This is a genomic window from Sphingomonas humi, assembly GCF_039536725.1.
Lineage (GTDB): Bacteria > Pseudomonadota > Alphaproteobacteria > Sphingomonadales > Sphingomonadaceae > Sphingomicrobium > Sphingomicrobium humi.
This window is the reverse complement of the sequence record NZ_BAAAZD010000002.1, coordinates 590,873-611,345: the sequence shown is the minus strand read 5'-3', so window position 1 is coordinate 611,345 and position 20,473 is coordinate 590,873. Positions and strand designations below refer to the sequence as shown.

The window sequence follows — 20,473 nt, the reverse complement described above, 5'->3', positions numbered from 1 at the left end:
ACCTCTTCGCCGGTCCTGCATGACATGATGACCAGCAGCGCTGAAACGGCGCCGCCGGCTGCGTCATTCGGCGGATAGCAGCACAATCTTACCAACATGTTCTCCCGCTTCCATCCGGGCATGGGCGGCGGCGGCTTCGTGCAGGGGGAAAGTACGGTCCATGACCGGGCGGAGCTGGCCGCTTTCGACGAAGGGCCAGATCTCGCGGCGGAGTTCTTCGGCGACGAGGCCCTTGAAGGCGACGCTACGCGGCCGCAGCGTCGAACCGGTGAGGGTCAGCCGGCGGCGCATGACGTCGAGGATGTTGAGTTCGGCCGACACCCCGCGCTGCGTCGCGATGGAGACGTGGCGGCCGTCGTCGGCGAGGCAGGACAAGTTGCGCGGGAGGTAGTCGCCGCCGACCATGTCGAGGATGACGTTGGCACCCGCGCCGCCGGTCAGTTCTTTGACGCGGGCGGCGAAATCCTCGGTCTTGTAGTTGATCGCCGCTGCCGCCCCCAGCGCCAGCGCGGCCTGGCATTTGTCGTCGAAGCCGCAGGTGACGATCGCCTTGACCCCCAGCAGCCGGCACAGGGTGATCGCCATGGTACCGATGCCGCTGGTCCCGCCGTGGACGAGGACCCAGTCGCCTTCGCTCGCGAAACCGCGCTCGAACAAATTGACCCAGACGGTGAACAGCGTCTCGGGGATCGCCGCGGCCTCGGCCATCGACAGGCCCTCGGGCACGGGAAGCGCGGTGGCCGCGGGGGCGATCGCATAGTCGGCATAACCGCCGCCGGCGACGAGCGCGGTGACCTTGCTGCCGATGTGGTGGGTAGCCCCCTCGCCTGCCGCGACCACTTCGCCGGCAATCTCGAGGCCCGGGATATCGCTTGCGCCAGGCGGCGGCGGGTAGAAGCCGCGGCGCTGCAGCACGTCGGGCCGGTTGACCCCGGCCGCTGCGACCCGGACCAGAAGCTCCCCCGGGCCCGGCTGCGGCACCGGCCGGCTGGCCGGAACCAGTACCTCCGGTCCCCCCGCCATGCTGATCTCGATCGCCGTCATGACGTCAGGAAGGTCCATGGGTCCCCACGCGCTCTCGTAACCTGGCTGTGATCTCCTGCCCTTAGCCGCTCTGCCGGCACGGCAAAGCGAAATCTTGGGGATTGTTGCGCCGCGGCATGTTGACTTGTTGGACCGCCGATCCGACCTTGCCCTTCATGGACGACGATTTCTTCTCGTCACGCCCCGAAGACCCGCTGGTGCAACTGGCGCGGCAGGACCTCGACCCGCTCAGCCAGGATGAGCTGGAAGCGCGCATCGCCGCGCTGGAGGCCGAGATCGAGCGGGTGCGCTCCCACCAGGAAGCGGCCTTCCGGCACCGCTCGGCGGCCGATGCGCTGTTCAAGCGATAGATACCAAGGTCACGGACTTTGTGAGGCCCTTGCAGCGGCTGCAACGCCTCACGAGATAAGAAGTTAAGTAGGATGCCGGGTGCTTCTCGCTCCCGGCCAAGGAGTTCTCCCTGATGCCAAGTTTCGCCCGCGAGCTCGAACAGACCCTCCACAACGCGCTTGGAGAGGCGAGCCGCCGCCGTCACGAATATGCGACCCTCGAGCATCTGCTCATGGCGCTGATTGACGACACCCACGCTTCCAAGGTGATGACCGCGTGCGGCGTCAACCGCGACGAGCTCAAGGCCACCGTCAAGCAGTATCTCGACGGAGAGCTTGGCGCGCTGGTCGCCGACAGCGGTACCGATCCGACGCCGACCAGCGGCTTCCAGCGGGTGGTCCAGCGCGCGATCCTCCACGTCCAGTCGTCGGGCCGCGACGAGGTGACCGGCGCCAACGTCCTTGTCGCCCTCTTCTCCGAGCGCGAAAGCTATGCGGTCTACTTCCTGCAGCAGCAGGACATGAGCCGGCTGGATGCGGTGACCTACATCAGCCACGGCGTCGGCAAGGGCGAAAGCGCGGAAGGCGCTCAGCCCGCCGCGGGTGCCGAAGCGCCCGAGACCAAGTCGGACAAGACCGGCGCGGACAAGAAGGAAAGCGCGCTCAAGCAGTTCACCGTCGACCTCAACGAGAAGGCCAAGAACGGCAAGGTCGATCCGTTGATCGGGCGCATGGCCGAGGTCGACCGGACGGTGCAGATCCTCTGCCGCCGGTCCAAGAACAACCCGCTCTATGTTGGCGATCCTGGCGTCGGGAAGACCGCCATCGCCGAAGGGCTCGCGCGCAAGATCATCGAGGGCGACGTGCCCGAGGTGCTGAAGCCCGCGGTCATCTATTCGCTCGACATGGGCGCGCTGCTGGCGGGCACCCGCTACCGCGGCGACTTCGAGGAACGGCTGAAGAGCGTCGTCAGCGAGCTCGAGAAGCTGCCGCACGCGATCCTCTTCATCGACGAGATCCACACGGTGATCGGCGCCGGCGCGACCAGCGGCGGGGCGATGGACGCGTCCAATCTCCTCAAGCCGGCGCTGTCCGGCGGCTCGATCCGCTGCATCGGTTCGACCACTTACAAGGAGTTCCGCAACCACTTCGAGAAGGACCGGGCGCTGCTCCGGCGCTTCCAGAAGATCGATGTGAACGAGCCGACGGTCGAGGACACGATCAAGATCATCGCCGGGCTGCGTTCCTCGTTCGAGGAGCATCACAAGGTTCGCTACACTCCCGATGCGATCAAGTCGGCGGTGGAGTTGTCGGCGCGCTACATCCACGACCGCAAGCTGCCGGACAAGGCGATCGACGTGATCGACGAGGTCGGCGCGATGCAGATGCTGGTGCCGGTTGGCAAGCGCAAGAAGGTGATCACGCCCAAGGAGGTCGAGCAGGTCGTTGCGACCATGGCGCGCATTCCTCCGAAGAGCGTCAGCACCGACGACAAGAAGACGCTGCAGAACCTTGAAGCGGACCTGAAGCGCGTCGTGTTCGGGCAGGACCTGGCGGTCGAGCGGCTGGCCTCGGCCATCAAGCTCAGCCGGGCGGGCCTGCGCGATCCCGACAAGCCGATCGGCAACTACCTGTTCTCAGGGCCCACGGGCGTCGGCAAGACCGAGGTCGCGCGCCAGCTCGCCTCGATCCTCGGCATCCCGCTGCAGCGCTTCGACATGTCCGAATATATGGAACGCCACTCGGTCAGCCGGCTGATCGGCGCGCCTCCGGGCTATGTCGGCTACGACCAGGGCGGCCTGCTCACCGACGCGGTCGACCAGCAGCCCCACAGCGTGCTCCTGCTCGACGAGATCGAGAAGGCGCATCCTGACCTGTTCAACATCCTCCTGCAGGTGATGGACAACGGCAAGCTGACCGATCACCACGGCAAGACCGTCGACTTCCGCAACACCATCCTGATCATGACCACCAATGCCGGCGCGTCGGACATGGCGCGGGAGAGCATCGGTTTCGGGGCGATGAGCCGCGAGGACGTGCAGGAAGACGCGATCCGCAAGATGTTCACGCCGGAATTCCGCAACCGTCTCGATGCGGTGGTGCCGTTCGGCTACCTGCCGCCCGCGGTCGTCGCGCGGGTCGTGGACAAATTCATCCTCCAACTCGAGCTTCAGCTGGCGGATCGCGGAGTGCATATCGAGCTCGACGACGAGGCGCGCGAGTGGCTCACCGCCAAGGGCTATGACAAGCTCTACGGTGCCCGCCCGATGGGCCGCCTGGTGCAGGAGAAGATCAAGCAGCCGCTGGCCGAGGAACTGCTGTTCGGCAAGCTGGTCCACGGCGGCGAGGTGAAGGTCCGGCTGAAGGACAACAACCCCGTCTTCGAGATCACGCCCGCAGCGCCGGCCAAGGCGACGAAAGGCAAGGTCAAGGCCAAGAGCCCGCGGAGCCGGACCGTTCGTGCCGGCGACCAGCCGCCGCAGCCCGACACGGGCGAGCTCCCCGAGGGCGGCGAAAGGCCGGAGACGCCAGCGGCCGAGTAAGTCGACGAAGTCCAAGAGAAAGGAGGCCAGGGGCGAAAGCTTCTGGCCTCTTTTCGTTGCTGGCGAAGCTACCGCGCCAATGCGGCTTGCAGCAATTGACTGCCGATCAGCCTTGGCGACTGCCACAGCTGCGTCTGCCAGCCGGGCAAGCCAAGCCGCTCGACCGCCAGGACCAGCGCGAGCCCCTGCTTCTGGCTCCACCACCTGGAGCGCTTCCCGAACCCTGCCATCGCCTCCGCGCGCGGCGTCTGCCCGCCTTCGGGATCGATCAGCCAGCTGTAGCCGACATATTGGCCGGCACCTTCCATCGATAGGAACAGGTCCTCCGCCTCCCTGAGGCGCTCGTCACGGCCGACGAACCAGCGGAGGCGGCGCGCCTGCATCGAAGCGAGCGCCTGGCGGGCGAGATCGCGCGCCGTGGCGTCATCCCCGGCCGCGGCAGCGGCAAACAGCAGGCCCGTCTCCTTCTCCACGGACGCGGCAAACGCCGGTTCCTTTTCAAACCGATCCTGGACGCTGTCGTCGTTGAAGTCCTCGGGCAGACCCTTCTCGCTGGCGAGCTTCCCGACCCGCCTGACCAGGATCGTCTGGGAAACGTGGCTCGCCTCGTGCAGCAGTACTGCCTTCGTCAGCTTGTCGAGCCCGAGTTGGCCAGCCGGGATCTTGCCCGCCGCCCAGACACTTGGCAGCGCCATCACGAAGGTGGTTCCGCCCGCTTTCCCCTCTCCGGCGAAGCTGGTGACCTTGGCGGGAATGCGGGTGCCGTCGGCCAGCAACACCTGTCCGCCATGCCTGGTTGCGGACCAGGCCGCCTTGCCATTCGTCTGCAGCGCCGTGCGGCTTTCTAGGCGGCATCGCGCATCGAAGAGGATCACCGTCACCTTTGGCGGCCGCTTCAACGCCGGGACGCGGCGAAGCTCCAGCCGCCACGCAGCCATCGCCCCATCGATCCACGCCCGGTCGGCGGCGCCTGGCGTGCAGGTCGACGCCACCGCCAGGGCCGCCGCGGCCAGGATCACTTCTTCGAATCGATCGCGATCGTCCCGCTGGTGCCGCTACCCTGCGGCGCGAAGCGCATGCTGAACGTGTCGCCGTCGTCGCTCCTGCCTTCCAACACGTCGCCGTTGACCTTGGCCTCGACGCCCTTGGCCTTGAACTGATCCATGAAATAGGCGGACACTTCCTGCGGACTCGCCGGCGCGGTGAAGCTGATGTCGACCTTGCCCGGCTTGTCCTTGCCGGCGTCGAGGTTGAAGCCGGTGACCTTCGATCCCGGCATCATCTTCACGCCGTCGATGTCGAAATCGGCATTCGACATCATGCCGGAGGGAAGCTTCATCTCCCCCTTGGCGAAGGGCAGGTTGAAGGCGACGCGGCCGTCGGCATCGGCCTTCATCTGGACCCCCTCGTCCTTGTCGACCGGCGACTTCACTTCCGCGTCGCAGGCAGCGAGCAGGAGCAGCGGCGTGATGGCGGCGAGCTTCATCATTGATATCCTCCCTTAAGGTGTATTACTGATGTAATACGCCGTATATCTTCCGTCAATCGGGGCGCTGGCGCTTGCCGGTGAAAGGTGGTTGATTGTTCCGGCAATCGATCAGGGGGACACGCATGACGAACAGGATGAGCCTTGCCGTAGCTGCACTGCTGCTGGGAGGCACGGCGGTGCCCGCGGCCGCGCAGGCCCCGGCGACGGGAACACCGGCGCCCTCGCCGCTCTTCACCGGTGGCGACATCTTCAACATCGCTTATGCGTCCGACCCGCAGATCAGCCCCGACGGCAAGCGCATCGCCTATGTGCGGATGAGCGCCGACGTCATGACCGACCGCTATCTGCCGAGCATCTGGCTGGTCGATGTCGCGACCGGCCGGCAGGAACCGCTGGTCGCAGGCCCCGGCGGCAATCGCAGTCCGCGCTGGTCGCCCGACGGGCGTCGGCTCGCCTATGTCTCGGCGGTCGAGGGACCGGGGTCGCAACTCCACATCCGCTGGATGGATGGCGGCCAGTCGGCGCGGATCACCAATCTGCCCGACAGTCCGACCAATATCGCCTGGTCGCCCGACGGCCGGCGCATCGCCTATCTGATGCGCGTTCCCGCCGATGGATCGGCGATCGCCAAGGCCCCGCCCAAGCCCGAGGGCGCGACCTGGGCCGAACCGCTGCAGGTGTTCGACCGCTTGCAGTATCGCAACGACGGCAGCGGCAATGTGAAGCCCGGGAACAGCCAGCTGTTCGTGGTCGATGCCGATGGCGGCGCGCCGCGGCGGCTGACCAGCGGCGGCTTCCCGATGTCGGGGCCGATCGCCTGGGCGGGGGACAGCATCCTCCTTAGCGGCAACCGCTCCGCCGACTGGGAAAAGCAGCCGCAGGAAAGCGAGCTGCTGGCGGTCGATGCAAGCACGGGCGAGATGCGCGAGCTGACCCGGCGGAAGGGTCCCGACACTTCGCCGGTCGTGTCCGACGACGGGCGCACCATCGCCTATCTGGGGTCCGACGACGACGGCCAGGCCTATAACCAGACCGGGCTCTACCTGATGAACCGCGACGGCAGCGGTGCGCGGCGGATCGCGGCCGGGCTCGATCGTTCGATCGGCGATGTGCAATGGTCGGGCAACCAGCTGTTCGTCAGCTACGAGGAGAAGGGCCATTATCGCGTCGCACGGGTCACTCCTGCGGGCGCGGTCACCCCCCTCCCCTACGATCTTGCTGCGGCGGCCGCTGGTCGCCCCTATACCGGCGGCGACTGGAGCGTGGCGCGGGACGGAACGCTGGCCTTCACCAGCGGCTCGGCGACGCGGCCGACGGACGTGTCGGTCGGGCGTGGGCCAAGCGCTCGCCGGGTCACGTCGCTCAACGACCTGTGGCTATCGGGCAAGCGTCTCGGTGAAGTCCGCACGCTCGACGCCACGGCCCCCGACGGGACGCCGGTTCCGGGCTGGATCATGCTTCCGCCCGGATATCAGCCGGGGCAGAAGGTCCCGACCATCCTCGAAATCCACGGCGGCCCCTACACCAGCTACGGCCCCTATTTCTCGACCGACTACCAGCAGATGGCCGCGGCCGGATATGCCGTGCTGTTCCCCAACGTGCGCGGATCGACCGGCTATGGCGAGGCGTTCGCCGACGGGATCGAGAAGACCTATCCGATGCCCAACGAGAAGGATTTGATGGCGTCGGTCGATGCCGCGATCGCCGCCGGCATCGCCGACCCGGACAATCTCTTCATCACCGGCGGCTCGGGCGGCGGGCTGCTCAGCGCGTGGATGACGGGGCAGACCAATCGCTTCAAGGCGGCGGCGGTGCAGAAGCCCGTGATCAATTGGACCAGCCAGGCGCTGGTGGCGGACGGGATCGGCTTCTTCGGGCGCTACTGGATGGGCGGCGAGCCGTGGGAGAAGCCCGAGAATTACTGGCAGCGGTCGCCGCTCAGCCTTGCCGGCAAGGTCAAGACCCCGACCCTCGTGGTGGTCGGCGGCGAGGATCTGCGCACCCCCAATTCCGAAGCCGAGCAATGGTATGGCGCACTTCGCGTCCAGGGCGTGCCGGCGATGATGATCAAGGTGCCGGGCGCCTATCACAGCCTCGACGGGCGCCCGAGCCAGGCGGCGGCGCGGGTCACCGCCATCCTCAACTGGTTCGACCGCTACCGTTCGAAATAGGGCCGGTTAGGCGGCGAGGCGGGCGATGGGTTCACCCCATTCGCTCGCCGCCGCCGCGGCCGCCCAAAGCATGCCCATGTGTAGGTCGAGCCGGCGCGGCTGGACCTTCTCGAGCCCGCTGCCGGGATAGAAGGTGAGCTCGCCGAACAGCGGCTGCCCGTTCACCTCGTAAAGGTCGACCCGCACGAATTCCATGTCCGCCCCCAGCGTGCTGGCGGCGGCGATCATGCTCGGCAGGGTCGCGGGGCGTTCGGGATCGGGCCAGCCGTCGGCGGGCGATGCCCGCTGCCAGTCGAGGTCCATCACCACCCAGCGATGCTCCCCGGCGCGGTCGAGGTGGACCTGTACGAAGCGCACCTCCCCGCCGAAGACGAACAGTTTGTAATCGACCGGAAGCACGTCCCCGGTGCCGACATAGGGTTCGATCAGAAGGCCGCGCGGGATCTGGCCATACAGCCATTCATCGAGCCAGGCGCCGTAGGAGCGCTGCATCCACGCCTTCGACGCTTCGCGAACCGCTGCATAATCGGCGTCATCGCGGACGACCCGCACCTGCTGCGAGCCGTGCCGGCTCTTGACCACGAACGGAAAGGCGACCGGGGGCCTGTCCGGCAACGCGACGCCCGACCACAAGGTGGGGATCAGCCAGTCCTCGCCGATCTGCCGGGCGACCTCCGCCTTGACCAGCAGCTTGTCGGCGAGGCGCGGCAGCCGCGGATCGCGGTCGTTCAATTTGCGGTGCTGGATCCACTCGGTGAGCAACTGGGGCTGCGCCAGCCGTGCCAGCCGGCCGTGCCGCCACAGGTAACAAAGCTGAATTCGAAGGGCGCTGCTCCCGGCAGGAGTCGGCGGGGAAAGAGTAAAAGCCATTGGGCTCGTCAGCGTCCGATCGTTCAGATCGTTCCGCTTGCATATTGAGATGGTCGAAAGCCCGACCGGGCCGTCCGGGGCGCAGCGAAATCACTTTGCAGCCTTGGCGCGAGGTTCCATGAAGGGCGCCGCTTTCAGCACCCTATCCGGAGTCCCTGCCTGTGATCCGACCCGCGTTGCTTCTTGCCGTCACCTGCCTCGCCGCCAGCCCGCTTGCCGCGCAGACCTTCTCCATCCCGCGGCTGACGCAGGATATCAAAACCCTGTCCGACGATAGCTTCGAAGGCCGCGGCCCCGCGACACCGGGCGAGGCGAAGACCGTCGCCTATCTCAGCCAGCAGCTGAAGGCCGCGGGCGTGCAGCCGGGCGGAGAAGTGGTGAACGGCCAGCGCCAGTGGACCCAGCGGGTGCCGCTGCTTCAGTCGAGCTGGACCGCCGACCCCGTCGTCACGCTGCAGGGCGGCGCCGCTTCCGGCCGCCTGACGCAGGGCACCGACGTCGCCGTCCGCTCCCCGCTCAACGGGCAGAGCCAGGTACGCATCGACAACGCCCCGCTGCTGTTCGTCGGCTACGGCGTCAAGGCGCCCGAGCGCCAGTGGGACGATTTCAAGGGCATGGACGTCCGGGGCAAGATCCTGGTGCTGTTCGTCAACGATCCCGATTTCTACGGCCCGATCGGCGACAGCGGTCCCGATTTCGGCGGCAAGGCGATGACCTATTATGGTCGCTGGACCTACAAGTACGAACAGGCGGCCAAGCTCGGCGCCGCGGGCGTGGTGATCGTCCATGAGGATGCGCCGGCCTCCTACGGCTGGGCGACGGTCAAGAATTCGAACACCAACACCATGTTCGATGTTGTCCGCGCCGATCCGGCCGCGGCGCATACGGCGTTCGAAAGCTGGATCACCTCGGCCACCGCCGAGAAGATCTTTGCCGCTTCGGGGATGACGCTGGAACAGGCCAAGGCCGCCGCGCGCCGCCGCGACTTCAAGCCGGTCGAGCTTCCGGTTCGTCTCAGCGCCACGGGTAACGCCAGCGCGAAGACGATCACCAGCTACAATGTCGTCGGCCTGCTGCCGGGTAAGAAGCGCCCCGAAGAGACCGTCATCTACAGCGCGCACTGGGATCACCTTGGCGTCGGACTGCCCGATGCCAATGGCGACAAGATCTACAATGGCGCGCTCGACAATGCGACGGGCGCGGCGCAGATCCTCGAACAGGCCCGGGTCTTCGCGAAGGAGCCGCGGACCGATCGCAGCATCGTCTTCCTGCTGGTCACCGCCGAGGAAAAGGGCCTGCTCGGCAGCGAATATTATGTGTCGAGCCCGCTCTATCCGCTGGGCAAGACGGCAGGCGTCCTCAACACCGACGGCGGCAGCATCTACGGCCCCGCGCGCGATTTCTCGATCTCGGGACTGGCCAAGCTCGACCTCCTCGACATGCTGATCGCGGACGGCGCCAAGCAGAACCGCAGCTTCATTCCCGATCCCAAGGTCGAGGCAGGCAGCTTCTTCCGCTCCGACCATTTCCCGTTCGCCAAGCGCGGCGTGCCGGCGATCAGCTGGCGCCCGGGGATCGACCTTGTCCAGGGCGGCACCGCGCGCGGCAAGGCGCTGAACGATGAGTTCACCGCCAAGCGCTACCACCAGCCGGACGACGAATGGTCGCCGAGCTGGAATCTGACGGGCCTGGTTCAGGACATGAGCCTGCTCCACCGCGTCGGCCGCGATCTCGCCAATTCGACCGCCTGGCCGAACTGGAGCGCTGACAGCGAATTCCGCGGGGCTCGCGACGCCAGCGCGTCCGAGCGTGGTGCGCCGTCCGCCAAGGGTCCGGGCGAGCGCGGGTAACGATGCAAGCCGTCCCGGCCATCACCGGGACGGCCACTCACCCACGGGAGAGCAGATCGATGGCCGAGCTTACTTTCTACACCAACCCGCAGTCGCGCGGGCAGATCGTCCGCTGGATGCTGGAAGAGGTCGGCGCGCCCTACGAGACCGAAATCCTCGACTATGCGACGACGCTGAAAGGCGACGCCTATCGCGCGATCAACCCGATGATGAAGATCCCGGCGATCCGCCACAACGGCAAGGTGGTGACCGAGGTGGCGGCGATCTGCGCCTATCTCGCCGACGCCTTCCCCGACGCCGGCCTCGCCCCCGCGCTGACCGACCGCGCGGACTATTATCGCTACATCTTCTTTTCGAGCGGTCCGCTCGAAATGACGTTCAGCCTGAAGGCGATCCAGTACGATCCGCCTGCCGACAAGCAGCGCATGTTCGGACACGGCAGCGAGGCACTGGTCTTCGCGGCGCTCGACGTCATGCTCGGCGACCGCGACTATGTGACGGACCGCTTCTCCGCCGCCGACCTGGTGCTCGCCTCGCAGCTCGGCTTCATGATGATGTTCGGAATGATTCAAGGCTCGGAGACGCTCAAGGCCTATGTCGCCCGCTGCACCGACCGCGACGCCTACCGCCGCGCCAAGCAGATCGATACCGAGGCCGCCGAAGCGATCAAGGCGGCGCCGGCGGCGTCCTGACCGGGACCCCGGACTTGAGCCGGGGTCGCGCCTCGCCCGATCGGCGTTACGATCGTGTGAGCTTTGACTGATCCCTGGAGAGGATGCCGAATGACCCCTGACCTTCGCCAGCAAGCCATCGACCTGTACGACCGCTTCACCCACGAAGGGCTGCCGCGGCGCGAGTTCATGGCGCGGATGGTCGCCCTGACCGGAAGCCTCGCCGCCGCCGAGGCACTGGTCGGAAGCATCAGCGCCTCACCTGCGGCCGCCGCCATCGTCCCCGAGGACGACCGCCGCCTCACCACCCGCGAGCAGGTGGTCGCCGGGACCCGCGCCTATGTTGCCGAACCGCGCAGCCGCAGTCTCAAGCCGACGGTCATCGTGGTGCACGAGAACCGCGGCCTCAACGCCCACATCCGCGACGTCGCGCGCCGCCTTGCGGTCGCCGGCTATCGCGCGGTCGCGCCTGATTTCCTGACCCCACTTGGCGGCACTCCAGCGGACGAGGACAAGGCGCGCGAGCTGATCGGCAAGCTCGACCTCGCTCAGGCCTCCGCCGCGGGGGTCGCAATGGCGCGCGAGCTGGCAAAAGGCAGCCGCGGCGGCAAGGTCGGTGCGGTCGGCTTCTGCTGGGGCGGCGCCTATGTGAACCGGCTGGCGGTGGACGCGGGCTCGGACCTAGATGCCGGGGTGGTCTATTACGGAACCGCACCCTCGCCGAGCCAGGCGACGCGGGTCCAGGCACCGCTGCTGATCCACTGTGCAGGCCTCGATACCCGCGTGAACCAGACCGCCTTTCCATGGGTCGAGGCGCTGCGTGCGGCGGGCAGGAAGGTCACCTTCCATCTCTACGATGGGGTGAACCATGCCTTCCACAACGACACGTCGGCCGAACGCTACAACAAGGCCGCGGCCGAGCTGAGCTGGCAGCGTACCCTCGCCTTCTTCAAACGCAACCTCGGCTGAGATCAGGGCCGGGCTGACGCGCCCGGGTCATCGGTCGCCGCAGGGTCGTCGCTGGACAGGCTGTGGCCGACGCCGAGGCCGACCCCGCCCATGCCCATGCCGGCGGCCATTCCGCCCATACCGCCGCCGCCACCGCCGCCGCCACGGCCGGCGTCCCGGTCCCCGCCACGCTCGCGCCCGCCACCCCCTGACGACGGGCGCGTCGGGCCCTGCCGCGGGATCTTGACGTCGCTCGGGATCGGCGCGAGCCCGAGCGCCTGGCGAATGAAATCCCGCAGCGAAACCACCAGTTCGGCGGTATGCACCGGGCGCTTGTCGGCAAGTTCGGCCGCGGCACTGGCGGCCAGCCGGACTTGGTCGTCGGTCCCGAGCAGGATGATGTCGGAGAGCGCGGCTTCCACCGCGTCGCGCATCCGGCGCGTCCGGTCGGATCCTCCGCTGGCCGGCGTTGCAGCGTCCTGGTCCCTCGGCACGAGGTCGCGAAGATGGGTGGGATCGACCGAAAGGTCGCCGGTGAACGACCCGCCGAGGCTGCGATAAGCCGCGATCAACGTCCGGAGGCGCTCATTGATCTGGCGGTTCTCCCGCTCACGGCGCTGCTGGAGCGTCATCATGAGGAGAAGCCGGATGCCGACGCCGAGGAGGGTGATCAGGACCAGCCCGAGCACAGTCGACAACAGGCCCTGCCAGCTACTGAAATCCAGTCCGCGCAATGTTCACCTCCGTGCCGGTCCTGTCGGCTCGCCACCAACCCCCGGCAACGAGAAAGGGCCCGGCGGTCGCCCGCCGAGCCCTTTCTGGTTCGTGTCTGCCGAAGCTTAGCGGCGGTCGCCGAGGAACTGCAGCAGGAAGGTGAACATGTTGATGAAGTCGAGATAGAGGTTCAGCGCCCCCATGATCACGACCTTGCCCATCATGTCGGTGCCGGCGACATAGGCGTACATGCTCTTGATCTTCTGCGTGTCGTAAGCGGTCAGGCCGGCGAACAGCAGGACGCCGATGGCGCTGATCGCAAGCTGCAGCGCGCTCGACTGCAGGAACAGGTTGATGAGCATCGCGACGAAGATGCCGACCACGCCCATGATCAGGAAGGTGCCGAAGCCCGACAGATCCTTCTTGGTGGTGTAGCCCCAGAGGCTGAGGCCGGCGAAAGCCGCCGAGACCGCGAAGAAGGTCTGGGCAATGCTGGTGCCGGTGTAGACGAGGAAGATCGAGCTCATCGACAGGCCCATCGCCACCGCAAATGCCCAGTAGAGCAGCTGCAGGGTGCCGGTGGACATGCGATTGAGGCCGAAGCTCATCGCCATGACGAAACCGAGCGGGGCGAGCATGATCACCCAGCGCAGCGGGGTCGTCAGCACCTGTTCGGCAAGGCCGCTCGAGGCGAACAGCAGGGCGACGATGCCGGTCAGCAGCACGCCCGAAGCCATGTAATTGTAAACGCTCAACATGTAGGACCGCAGGCCCGCATCGCGAGCGGCGCGCGGAACGCCGACCGAGACCGCCGGGTCAAAGGCAGTCGTGGTGCGCGGGTCAGACCAGTTCGACATTCTAGAGGCTCCATCGTCGGCGGGCCGAGGTGGCCCGTCCACGTGATCTTATATCGTCGAGCATGCCATAGGTTTCAAGGCGTTTCGACAGGGGAAACGAGCGGCCCCCGCGCGAATAGCCTTCGCCCGGCAAGCGTTCGCCAAGACAAACGAAAGGCCGCGGTCCCGTTCGTGGAACCGCGGCCCTCCATTTGTCTGTAGCGACCTACCAGATCTTGATGCGGTCCTTGGGCGCCTTGTAGAGCGCGTCGGTCGGCTTGACGTTGAACGCCTTGTACCAGGGGTCGAAGTTGCGCAGCACTTCGTTGACGCGGGCCGGATCCGGGGCGTGCGGATCGCTTTCCATCACCACCCGCTGCAGCTGCTCGGACCACTTGTTCCGATATTTCTGCGCATAAGCGATGAAGAAGCGCTGGTCGCCGGTCAGCCCTTCGATCACCGGCGCGGGCTTGCCGCCGAGCGACAATTTGTAGGCGCGATAGGCGATGTCGAGGCCCGACAGATCGCCGATATTCTCGCCCAGCGTCAGCCGCCCGTTGATGCAAGTCTTGCCGTCGTCGAGCGGGCAATTCTTCGAATATTGATCGGCAAGCCGCGTCCCCAATTCGGTGAACTTGGCCTTGTCCTCGGCGGTCCACCAGTCGCGCAGGCGGCCCTTGCCGTCATAGCGCGACCCCTGGTCGTCGAAGCCGTGGCCGATTTCGTGGCCGATCGTCGAGCCGATCGCCGCATAATTGACCGCCGGGTCGGCCTTGGGGCTGAAATTGGGCGCCTGGAGGTAGGCGGCCGGGAAGACGATCTCGTTCAGCGGCGGCGCGTAATAGGCGTTCACCGTCTGCGGGGTCATCAGCCACAGTTCGCGGTCGACCGGTTTGGGAAATTTCTTCAGCGAGTCCGCGCGTGCCCAGCGAAGCGCGCTCAGCCGGTTCTCGAGCGCCCGGCCCGGCTGGATGTCCATGCCTTCATAGGTTTCGAACTTCGAGGGATAGCCGATCTTCACGTTGAGCGCGTCGAGCTTGGCCTTGGCGGCCTCCTTCGTGGCGGGAGACATCCAGCTGACCTCGGCGATGTTGGTCGCCATTGCCTTGCGAAGATTGTCGACCAGTTCAACCATCGAAGCCTTGCTGGACGCCGGGAAGTTGCGGTCGACATAGATGCGGCCGATTGCCTCGCCCAGCGTCCCGTTGACCGAATTGAGGGCGCGCTCATGCCGCGGCGGCTGCGCCTTGGTGCCGCTGAGCGTGCTTGCAAAAGCAAAGGCCGCGTCGTCGAACTCTTTCGGAAGGATGGAGGCGTTCGCGCCGAGGAAGCGAACCGTCATCCAGTCCTTCAGAATGTCGATGGGCGTGTCCTGCAGCAGCTTGAACTGGGCCGGGAGCCCGTCGCCGATCTTGGCGCGCAATTCGGCCGGGACCTTCTGCTCGTCGAGCAGGGCTGCACTGGGCTTGATCCGCGGGACCAGGAACCGGTCTACCCCGGCCAGTCCGGCACGGTCGATCATCGCGCTGACGGGAAGGTCGGGGGCAAGCGCCTGGATCTGCGCGCGGGTCATGTAGTTGTTGCTGAGCGCTGGATTGCGCGCGACCGCCGGGTCCCACTCGTTGACCGCGATGCCCTTTTCGAAGGCGTAGATCTTCTCGGCCCGGGCCTTGCCGTCGGAATAGCCGGCCTTGTCGAGCATGGCGGCCATGAATTCGAGATATTTGGCGCGCAGCGCGATGTTGCGGGGGTTGTCGACCAGGTAATTGTCGCGCGACGGAAGGCCCATCCCGCCCATGCTGAAGGCAGCCATGTAGCGGGTCGGATCATCGCGATCGATGGTGACGCCCGCGCCGACCGCGCCGGCATATTCGACGTCGGCCATCATCAGCATCAGGTCGGAAAGGGTCGCCGCGCCGCGGATCTTGTCGAGATAGGGCTTGGCGGGGGCAAGGCCGGCCTGGTCGATACCGGGCCGGTCGAGGAAGCTCAGATAATAGTCGGCGACCTTCTGCTCGACGGTGCCCGGCTGCGCCTTGGCGGCGATCGCCTCATTGACGACCTGGCGGACCGCCGCGTCAGAGACGATCTTGAGGTTCTGGCTGACGCCGTAATAGGGATATTTCGCCGGGATCGGCGTCGCGGCTTTCCACTTGCCGTTGACGTAGGCATCGAAATTGTCGCCCGGCTTCACCGAGCGATCGATCCAGTTGAGGTCGATGCCCCAGTCGGGGAAGGTCATCGCGGCGGGGGTGCTGAGATCGGGCGCTGCGGCCGGTGCGGCTGGCGCGGCTGGAGCGGTCTGAGCGGCGGCAGGCGGCACGGCGACGAGCAACGCCGCCGAGGCCAGGAACAAGCTGCGAATGGTCATGAATTACCCCCGGTTTATAAAGCAGATGGATGCTGGCGAAGCGGTGATCCTTTACCACGGGCGAACGGCGAACGGCCTCGCCGCTTCGGCAAACGACCGGCCGCCGGTGGAACCCGTCGGCAGGCGCTGTAGGTTGCGCAGGCGATGCACCGCCTGTTCGTTGCCCTGCCCGTGCCGGACGACATTGCCGAGCCGCTCCTCGACCTGATGGACGGGCCCGAGCGGCTGCGGTGGAGCGCGGTCGACCACCTGCACCTGACCTTGCGGTTCATCGGTGAGGTGGACGGCGCTGCGGCGGAGGACGTCGCGGCCGCGCTTTCCTCGCTTCACCTCGCGCCGTTCGAGCTGCGGCTGCAGGGGGTTGGTCATTTCCACCATCGGCGGGCGGGAGCCTTGTGGGCCGGGGTCGAGCCGCGAGCGCCGGTCGCCGCGCTTGCGGCGCGGATCGAGCGGGCGGTCGTCATGGCGGGACTGCCGGCTGAAGGGCGGGCGTTCGTGCCGCACGTGACGCTGGCGCGGTGGAGCGGGCCTGCGCCCGAACTGCAACCGTGGCTGACGCGGCACGGCTCGCTTGCGTCCGCGGCGTGGACCGTGCGGACATTCACCCTGTTCGAAAGCCAGCTCGGCCGCCACGGCGCCCATCACGAGCCCGTGGCGACCTTCGGAGCGGGTTAGAAAGCTTCTTCGGCCAGCGCCATCAGCGAGTCGCCGCCAGCTTCGATCTGGCCGCGATAGGCGCTCGCCTTGGGCAGTTCGCGCTGGGCGTAGAAACGGGCGGTGGCGAGCTTGGTCTGGTGGAAGCTTGCGTCCTCGTTCGGATCATTCTCGAGCCGGGCCGAGACGTCGGCCATCTTGAGCCACATCCAGCCGAGCGTCACGAGACCCATGAGGTGCATGTACGGCACCGCGCCAGCACCGGCGTGGTTGGGATCCTGCATCCCATTCTGCGCCAGCCACATGGTCGAGGCCTGGAGATGGCCGAGCGCCTTTTCGAGCGGATCGGCGACGCCCGCCGGGTCACCGTTCTTGCGCGCCTCGGCGATGTCGGCACCGATGGTTTCGAACATCAGCCGGACCGCGCGGCCGCCGTTCTGCGCCAGCTTGCGGCCGACCAGGTCCATCGCCTGGATGCCGTTGGTGCCCTCGTAGATCTGGGCGATGCGGGCGTCGCGGACGAACTGCTCCATCCCCCATTCGCGGATGTAGCCGTGGCCGCCGAACACCTGCTGCATGTTCACCGTGGCCTCGAAGCCCTTGTCGGTGAGATAGCCCTTGATGACCGGGGTCAGCAGGCTGATGAGGTCGTCGGCCTTCTGGCGCTCTTCCTCGGTCGCGCCCTTGCGGCTGAGGTCGACCTGCAGGCTGCCCCACAGGATGAGCGCGCGGGCCGCCTCGTTGAAGGCCTTTGCCTCCAGCAGCATGCGGCGGACGTCGGGGTGGACGAACAGATTGTCGGCCTTAGCATTGGGATCACGCATGGCGGGGTTGATCGCCTTGCCCTGGCGGCGATCCTTCGCATAAGCGACCGCGTTCTGATAGGCGATCTCGCCCTGCGCGAGGCCCTGCAGCCCGACGCCGAGGCGCGCCGCATTCATCATGATGAACATGGCGGCGAGACCCTTCTCCGGCTCACCGACCAGCCAGCCGGTCGCCCCGTCGTAGTTCATGACGCAGGTCGAATTGCCGTGGATGCCCATCTTGTGCTCGATCGAGCCGCAGGCGAGGCTGTTGCGGTCGCCCGGGGTGCCGTCCTCGTTGACGAGGAACTTGGGCACCACGAACAGGCTGATGCCCTTCACATTGTCCGGCGCGCCGGTGATCTTGGCGAGCACCAGGTGGATGATGTTCTCGCTCATGTCGTGTTCGCCGGACGAGATGAAAATCTTGGTGCCGGAGATCTTGTAGCTGCCGTCGGCCTGGGGTTCGGCCTTGGTCTTGAGGAGGCCAAGGTCGGTGCCGCAATGCGGCTCGGTCAGGTTCATGGTGCCGGTCCATTCGCCCGACACCATCTTGGGCACATACATCTGCTGCTGTTCGGGGCTGCCCTTGACCAGCAGCGACGCGATCGCGCCGGCGGTCAGGCCATGGTACATCTCGAAGCTCTGGTTCGAAGACAGGACATATTCGCTGAGCGCGGTTGCCAGCACGTGCGGCAGGCCCTGCCCGCCGAATTCGGCCGGCGCCGACAGGCTGGTGAAGCCAAGCTCGCAGAATTGCTTGTAGGCGTCCTTGAAGCCCTTCGGCGTGGTCACCGATCCGTCCTCGTGGCGAGTGCAGCCTTCCTCGTCGCCGATGCGATTGAGCGGGAGCAGGACTTCCTGCGTGAAGCGCGCGCCTTCGGTCAGGATCGCTTCGATGAGGTCCGGAGTGGCATCGGCGAAGCCCGGCAGATTGCCGTAATTCTGCATCTCGACGATGTGGTCGAGGACGTAGCGGGTATCGCGGACGGGGGCGTTGTAGACGGGCATCTCTAGTCGTCTCCGAAGAAGCAGCGTGTCCAAGCTCTAGGTGGCTAGGCCGACCCTATCAACAAGAATGTCAGCAAAGCGGGTCGCCTGCCAGGTCCGTTGCCGGAGGAAGCGATGTGGGCTCCATCCTTCTGTCTGCAAAGCTGGCATTTGGCCCGCAGTAATAAGCACATGCGGCGTTTGATTGACCGAGCACCACGGCACTCTTGTCGGTCCTGATGTCGATCGTGCAGGCCTCTTCCCCGTCGGGTTTTAGCTGGAAACCGCCCTGACTGCGGACCGCGCTGCCCCGGATCATGCAATTGGAACCGCCCTGCGCGGCGTAGGTGATCAGCCCGCCGCGCCCGTTCGCAAGGCACAGGCGGTCGCGCCCAGCTGCCCAGTTGCCGGCCACGGCATCTGCGGCCTGGTCCGCGGCCGCCGCCGGCGGGTCAGCCGCCTGCTCGGCGCTGTTGCTGCAGGAGGCGAGCAGCAGCGTCGCCGCTGCGGAAAAGAGAATCTGCCTTGGATTACACTTTGTCCACTTCGTCCCCCGCCAGGACGACGTGCCGGATTGGTCGGGGGAGAAGCGCTGGGACATGCGGCGCCGACGGTGCCAGCCGCAATCCTATTGTTCAAGCGCCGCCGATCCCAACAGCAAGGGCGACAAAGCGATGAGGCCGCCCTATATGCCCGCCATCCCAAAGGAGCCGGGCGGACCCATGCTGACCACCAATCCTTTCGACGACGACAAGCTGCGCGAGGAGTGCGGCGTGTTCGGCGTCTGGAATGCCGATAATGCCGCCAGCTTCGTCGCGCTTGGCCTCCATGCCCTCCAGCATCGCGGGCAGGAAGCGGCCGGGATCAGCTCGATGGACGGCGCGGGCTTTCACACCCACCGCGCGCAGGGGCATGTCGCCGGCAATTTCGACAAGGATGAGGTGATCCGCGCCCTCCCCGGCCGGACGTCGATCGGCCACGTGCGCTATTCGACCACCGGTTCGTCGGCGATGCGCAATGTCCAGCCGCTGTTCGCCGAGCTCGCCGAGGGCGGGTTCGCGGTCGCGCACAACGGCAATATCTCGAACGCGATGAAGCTTCGCCGCACGCTCAACCGGCGCGGTTCGATCTTCCAGTCGACCTCCGATACCGAGGTGATCATCCACCTCGTCGCGACCTCGAGCGAGACCCAGATGCTCGACCGGATCGTCGATGCGCTGAACCAGGTCGAGGGCGCCTACGCCCTCCTCATGCTGACCGAGCAGGGGCTGATCGCCTGCCGCGATCCCCTCGGCATTCGCCCGCTGGTGATGGGCCGGATCGGCGATACGGTGGTGTTCGCCAGCGAGACGGTCGCGCTCGACGTGATCGGCGCGCGCTACGAACGCGATGTCGCGGCGGGCGAGATGATCATCGTCAACAATGACGGGATCCGCAGCTTCCGCCCGTTCGCGGCCCTGAACCCGCGGCCGTGCATCTTCGAACATGTCTATTTCTCGCGCCCCGACAGCGTGGTGGACGGCATCTCGGTCTACGAATCGCGCAAGAACATCGGGGCAGTGCTGGCCGAGGAGGCAGGGATCGAAGCCGACATCGTCGTCCCCGTTCCCGACAGCGGCGTGCCCGCGGCGATCGGCTATGCGCAGGCGAGCGGCATTCCGTTCGAACTCGGGATCATCCGCTCGCACTATGTCGGGCGGACCTTCATCCAGCCGAGCCAGGAAGTCCGCCACCTCGGCGTCAAGCTCAAGCACAATGCCAACAGCGCGCTGATCAAGGGCAAGCGCGTGGTCCTGATCGACGATTCGATCGTGCGCGGGACCACCAGCCTCAAGATCGTGCAGATGATGCGTGATGCAGGCGCCCGAGAAGTCCACATGCGGATCGCCTCGCCGCCGACCCGGCACAGCTGCTTTTACGGCGTCGACACGCCCGAGCGGGCCAAGCTGCTCGCCGCGCAGATGGATGTCGCGGCGATGGCCAAGTACATCAACGCCGATAGCCTGGCGTTTATCTCGATCGACGGCCTGTACCGCGCGCTCGGCGACCAGCGCAGCGCCGAGATGCCGCAGCGCTGCGATGCCTGTTTCACGGGCGACTACCCGACGCGGCTGACGGACCTGACCGAGAAGAAGAGCGAGGAAAGCGGGCTGAAGCTGGCCGCGGTCGGCTGATCGAATACGAAGGACG

General features: G+C 66.5%; 17 protein-coding genes. 8 read left to right on the top strand and 9 right to left on the bottom strand.

Translation table 11 applies throughout. The annotated features are described in order from the left end of the window. Positions 1 to 63 precede the first annotated feature (63 nt). Positions 64 to 1,062: an NAD(P)H-quinone oxidoreductase gene (locus tag ABD729_RS10850; protein WP_344710262.1), complete on the bottom strand. Its 999-nt coding sequence runs from the start codon at positions 1,060 to 1,062 to the stop codon at positions 64 to 66. A gap of 137 nt (positions 1,063 to 1,199) precedes the next feature. On the opposite strand from ABD729_RS10850, the gene ABD729_RS10845 reads away from it, so the two are divergent. Then, positions 1,200 to 1,394, top strand: a complete 195-nt coding sequence (locus ABD729_RS10845) for a DUF1192 domain-containing protein (RefSeq protein ID WP_344710261.1) — start codon at positions 1,200 to 1,202, stop codon at positions 1,392 to 1,394. 113 nt (positions 1,395 to 1,507) lie between these two features. Further along, positions 1,508 to 3,916 carry an ATP-dependent Clp protease ATP-binding subunit ClpA gene (gene clpA, locus ABD729_RS10840; RefSeq protein ID WP_344710260.1) on the top strand — a complete coding sequence of 803 codons (2,409 nt, stop codon included), beginning with the start codon at positions 1,508 to 1,510 and terminating at the stop codon, positions 3,914 to 3,916. Positions 3,917 to 3,984: 68 nt separating this feature from the next. Here the strand turns inward: clpA and ABD729_RS10835 are convergent, their stop codons facing one another. Beyond that, the gene (locus tag ABD729_RS10835) at positions 3,985 to 4,935 is read right to left on the bottom strand and encodes a hypothetical protein (protein WP_344710259.1); all 951 of its coding nucleotides are present in this window, start codon (positions 4,933 to 4,935) and stop codon (positions 3,985 to 3,987) included. After that, positions 4,932 to 5,405 (bottom strand): hypothetical protein, encoded by a 474-nt coding sequence (locus ABD729_RS10830; RefSeq protein ID WP_344710258.1) that lies wholly within the window; start codon positions 5,403 to 5,405, stop codon positions 4,932 to 4,934. Before ABD729_RS10830 ends, ABD729_RS10835 begins: the two co-directional genes overlap by 4 nt. A 122-nt stretch (positions 5,406 to 5,527) precedes the next feature. Here ABD729_RS10830 and ABD729_RS10825 point away from each other — a divergent pair, with 122 nt between their 5' ends. Next, positions 5,528 to 7,576, top strand: a complete 2,049-nt coding sequence (locus ABD729_RS10825; RefSeq protein WP_344710257.1) for a prolyl oligopeptidase family serine peptidase — start codon at positions 5,528 to 5,530, stop codon at positions 7,574 to 7,576. A gap of 6 nt (positions 7,577 to 7,582) precedes the next feature. Here ABD729_RS10825 and ABD729_RS10820 read toward each other — a convergent pair whose 3' ends face one another. Continuing rightward, the gene (locus ABD729_RS10820; protein WP_344710256.1) at positions 7,583 to 8,446 is read right to left on the bottom strand and encodes an ATP-grasp fold amidoligase family protein; all 864 of its coding nucleotides are present in this window, start codon (positions 8,444 to 8,446) and stop codon (positions 7,583 to 7,585) included. 161 nt (positions 8,447 to 8,607) lie between these two features. Between ABD729_RS10820 and ABD729_RS10815 the strand changes: the two genes are divergently transcribed. The 3 genes from ABD729_RS10815 to ABD729_RS10805 all read left to right on the top strand — a co-directional run bounded on the left by ABD729_RS10815 (position 8,608) and on the right by ABD729_RS10805 (position 11,936). Then, a complete protein-coding gene (locus ABD729_RS10815) occupies positions 8,608 to 10,296 on the top strand; it encodes a M28 family metallopeptidase (protein ID WP_344710255.1) in 1,689 nt (562 codons plus the stop codon). A 59-nt stretch (positions 10,297 to 10,355) separates the two neighbouring features. Next, the gene (locus tag ABD729_RS10810; RefSeq protein WP_344710254.1) at positions 10,356 to 10,988 is read left to right on the top strand and encodes a glutathione S-transferase family protein; all 633 of its coding nucleotides are present in this window, start codon (positions 10,356 to 10,358) and stop codon (positions 10,986 to 10,988) included. 90 nt (positions 10,989 to 11,078) lie between these two features. Next, positions 11,079 to 11,936 (top strand): dienelactone hydrolase family protein, encoded by an 858-nt coding sequence (locus ABD729_RS10805; RefSeq protein WP_344710253.1) that lies wholly within the window; start codon positions 11,079 to 11,081, stop codon positions 11,934 to 11,936. Between the two features lie 2 nt (positions 11,937 to 11,938). Here ABD729_RS10805 and ABD729_RS10800 read toward each other — a convergent pair whose 3' ends face one another. The 3 genes from ABD729_RS10800 to ABD729_RS10790 all read right to left on the bottom strand — a co-directional run bounded on the left by ABD729_RS10800 (position 11,939) and on the right by ABD729_RS10790 (position 15,836). After that, positions 11,939 to 12,604: a hypothetical protein gene (locus tag ABD729_RS10800; protein ID WP_344711417.1), complete on the bottom strand. Its 666-nt coding sequence runs from the start codon at positions 12,602 to 12,604 to the stop codon at positions 11,939 to 11,941. A gap of 150 nt (positions 12,605 to 12,754) precedes the next feature. Further along, on the bottom strand, positions 12,755 to 13,486 hold the full coding sequence (locus ABD729_RS10795) for a Bax inhibitor-1/YccA family protein (protein WP_344710252.1): 732 nt from the start codon (positions 13,484 to 13,486) through the stop codon (positions 12,755 to 12,757). A gap of 205 nt (positions 13,487 to 13,691) precedes the next feature. Further along, positions 13,692 to 15,836: a M13 family metallopeptidase gene (locus ABD729_RS10790; RefSeq protein WP_344710251.1), complete on the bottom strand. Its 2,145-nt coding sequence runs from the start codon at positions 15,834 to 15,836 to the stop codon at positions 13,692 to 13,694. Positions 15,837 to 15,980: 144 nt separating this feature from the next. On the opposite strand from ABD729_RS10790, the gene thpR reads away from it, so the two are divergent. Next, positions 15,981 to 16,511 carry an RNA 2',3'-cyclic phosphodiesterase gene (gene thpR / locus ABD729_RS10785; protein WP_344710250.1) on the top strand — a complete coding sequence of 177 codons (531 nt, stop codon included), beginning with the start codon at positions 15,981 to 15,983 and terminating at the stop codon, positions 16,509 to 16,511. Here the strand turns inward: thpR and ABD729_RS10780 are convergent. Further along, on the bottom strand, positions 16,508 to 18,304 hold the full coding sequence (locus ABD729_RS10780; protein WP_344710249.1) for an acyl-CoA dehydrogenase C-terminal domain-containing protein: 1,797 nt from the start codon (positions 18,302 to 18,304) through the stop codon (positions 16,508 to 16,510). The genes thpR and ABD729_RS10780 overlap by 4 nt on opposite strands. A gap of 70 nt (positions 18,305 to 18,374) precedes the next feature. Continuing rightward, positions 18,375 to 18,884 (bottom strand): hypothetical protein, encoded by a 510-nt coding sequence (locus ABD729_RS10775; RefSeq protein WP_344710248.1) that lies wholly within the window; start codon positions 18,882 to 18,884, stop codon positions 18,375 to 18,377. Positions 18,885 to 19,005: 121 nt separating this feature from the next. Here ABD729_RS10775 and purF point away from each other — a divergent pair, with 121 nt between their 5' ends. Continuing rightward, on the top strand, positions 19,006 to 20,457 hold the full coding sequence (gene purF, locus ABD729_RS10770) for an amidophosphoribosyltransferase (protein WP_344710247.1): 1,452 nt from the start codon (positions 19,006 to 19,008) through the stop codon (positions 20,455 to 20,457). Positions 20,458 to 20,473: the final 16 nt, after the last annotated feature.

What these genes read in the sequence shown, in the direction of transcription:
- ABD729_RS10850 (WP_344710262.1), bottom strand. Translation starts at nt 1,062, where the DNA reads ATGGACCTTCCTGACGTCATGACGGCGATCGAGATCAGCATGGCGGGG.
- ABD729_RS10845 (WP_344710261.1), top strand. Translation starts at nt 1,200, where the DNA reads ATGGACGACGATTTCTTCTCGTCACGCCCCGAAGACCCGCTGGTGCAA.
- clpA (WP_344710260.1), top strand. Translation starts at nt 1,508, where the DNA reads ATGCCAAGTTTCGCCCGCGAGCTCGAACAGACCCTCCACAACGCGCTT.
- ABD729_RS10830 (WP_344710258.1), bottom strand. Translation starts at nt 5,405, where the DNA reads ATGATGAAGCTCGCCGCCATCACGCCGCTGCTCCTGCTCGCTGCCTGC.
- ABD729_RS10825 (WP_344710257.1), top strand. Translation starts at nt 5,528, where the DNA reads ATGACGAACAGGATGAGCCTTGCCGTAGCTGCACTGCTGCTGGGAGGC.
- ABD729_RS10820 (WP_344710256.1), bottom strand. Translation starts at nt 8,446, where the DNA reads ATGGCTTTTACTCTTTCCCCGCCGACTCCTGCCGGGAGCAGCGCCCTT.
- ABD729_RS10810 (WP_344710254.1), top strand. Translation starts at nt 10,356, where the DNA reads ATGGCCGAGCTTACTTTCTACACCAACCCGCAGTCGCGCGGGCAGATC.
- ABD729_RS10805 (WP_344710253.1), top strand. Translation starts at nt 11,079, where the DNA reads ATGACCCCTGACCTTCGCCAGCAAGCCATCGACCTGTACGACCGCTTC.
- ABD729_RS10795 (WP_344710252.1), bottom strand. Translation starts at nt 13,486, where the DNA reads ATGTCGAACTGGTCTGACCCGCGCACCACGACTGCCTTTGACCCGGCG.
- ABD729_RS10790 (WP_344710251.1), bottom strand. Translation starts at nt 15,836, where the DNA reads ATGACCATTCGCAGCTTGTTCCTGGCCTCGGCGGCGTTGCTCGTCGCC.
- thpR (WP_344710250.1), top strand. Translation starts at nt 15,981, where the DNA reads ATGCACCGCCTGTTCGTTGCCCTGCCCGTGCCGGACGACATTGCCGAG.
- ABD729_RS10780 (WP_344710249.1), bottom strand. Translation starts at nt 18,304, where the DNA reads ATGCCCGTCTACAACGCCCCCGTCCGCGATACCCGCTACGTCCTCGAC.
- ABD729_RS10775 (WP_344710248.1), bottom strand. Translation starts at nt 18,884, where the DNA reads ATGTCCCAGCGCTTCTCCCCCGACCAATCCGGCACGTCGTCCTGGCGG.
- purF (WP_344710247.1), top strand. Translation starts at nt 19,006, where the DNA reads ATGCTGACCACCAATCCTTTCGACGACGACAAGCTGCGCGAGGAGTGC.